Genomic DNA, 1,025 nt, shown 5'->3' with positions numbered 1-1,025 from the left:
TGTGTAAACCCAGCACGTTGTTCAGTGGAAGCGGCGCTCTGCTGATCGGGGGCAGGTATCCGAGGCTGGCGTGCAGTCGGTGCCAGTTGTAGTGATGCAGCCAGGGCAGCAGGTGCGCTGCTCGCTGCTGTGAAGTGTCGTAGCTACGGGCATAGGCCCATTCACGCAGGCTCGTTTGGATGAAGCGCTCGGCCTTACCGTTGGTGCGTGGCGTATAGGGCTTGGTACGGATGTGTTTCAGCCTGAGTCGAGCACACAACCGTTGAAACGCCCGGGACCGATAACAGGCGCCGTTGTCTGTCATGACGCGCCGAAAGCAGATGTTCAGCCCGCGGTAGTAGCGCAGTGCTTGCAGCAAGGCCCGGCAGGCGCTGCTGCCGCGCTCATCTGGATGCAGGCTGGTGAACGCCAGTCGGGACGCATCGTCGATAGCCACGTGCATGAACTCCCAGCCGGCGCCGTCGGAGCACTGCTGACGGTCGCCAGTGACTCGATGCCCGGGTTTCCAGAAGCGGCCAAGCTTCTTGATGTCCAAGTGCAGGAGATCGCCAGGATTGGCGTATTCATAACGCACCACCACAGGAGCGGGTTCCAGCTCAGCCAGCCGATGAAAGCCGGCCTGCTTGAGGCGGCGGGCCACGGTACTGACGGCCAGGCCGAGTATCTGAGCGATCTGCCGGTAAGTCTTGCGAAAGCGACGTAGCTCGATCAGTTGCTCGACCAGAGCGATTGCCGTGGCATGGGGGCATGAGTGCGGACGTGATGAACGATCCATCAGGCCAATCTCACCTTCCTCACGAAAGCGTTTGAGCCACTTGTAGGCTGTACGCACACTGACGCCAGCGGCTTGTGCCGCATCTTCGACTCGCAGACCGTTGAGCATGCGCTGCACGAGAAGGGCTCGACCTCGCGGGGTAAGACGGGCATGTTTATGCAGGTTCATCCGGGGCTCCTGGAAGGCTGTGTTGGTCGCGCTTCCAGAATTCCGGGAATGCCCCGGATGAACAACCTACTGAGAGATCACA

At 60.8% G+C, this 1,025-nt stretch carries 1 protein-coding gene; it reads right to left on the bottom strand.

Going from position 1 to position 1,025, the window contains the following annotated elements; all coding sequences use genetic code 11:
* The coding region (locus VC352_RS24805) for an IS481 family transposase (protein ID WP_322982158.1) at nucleotides 1-943 on the bottom strand (943 nt) is incomplete at its 3' end.
* Nucleotides 944-1,025: the final 82 nt, after the last annotated feature.

Origin of the sequence: Pseudomonas sp. C11 (genome assembly GCF_034683865.1) — a bacterium.
In the GTDB taxonomy this organism is placed as follows: domain Bacteria; phylum Pseudomonadota; class Gammaproteobacteria; order Pseudomonadales; family Pseudomonadaceae; genus Aquipseudomonas.
This window is presented reverse-complemented; position numbering and strand designations above follow the sequence as displayed.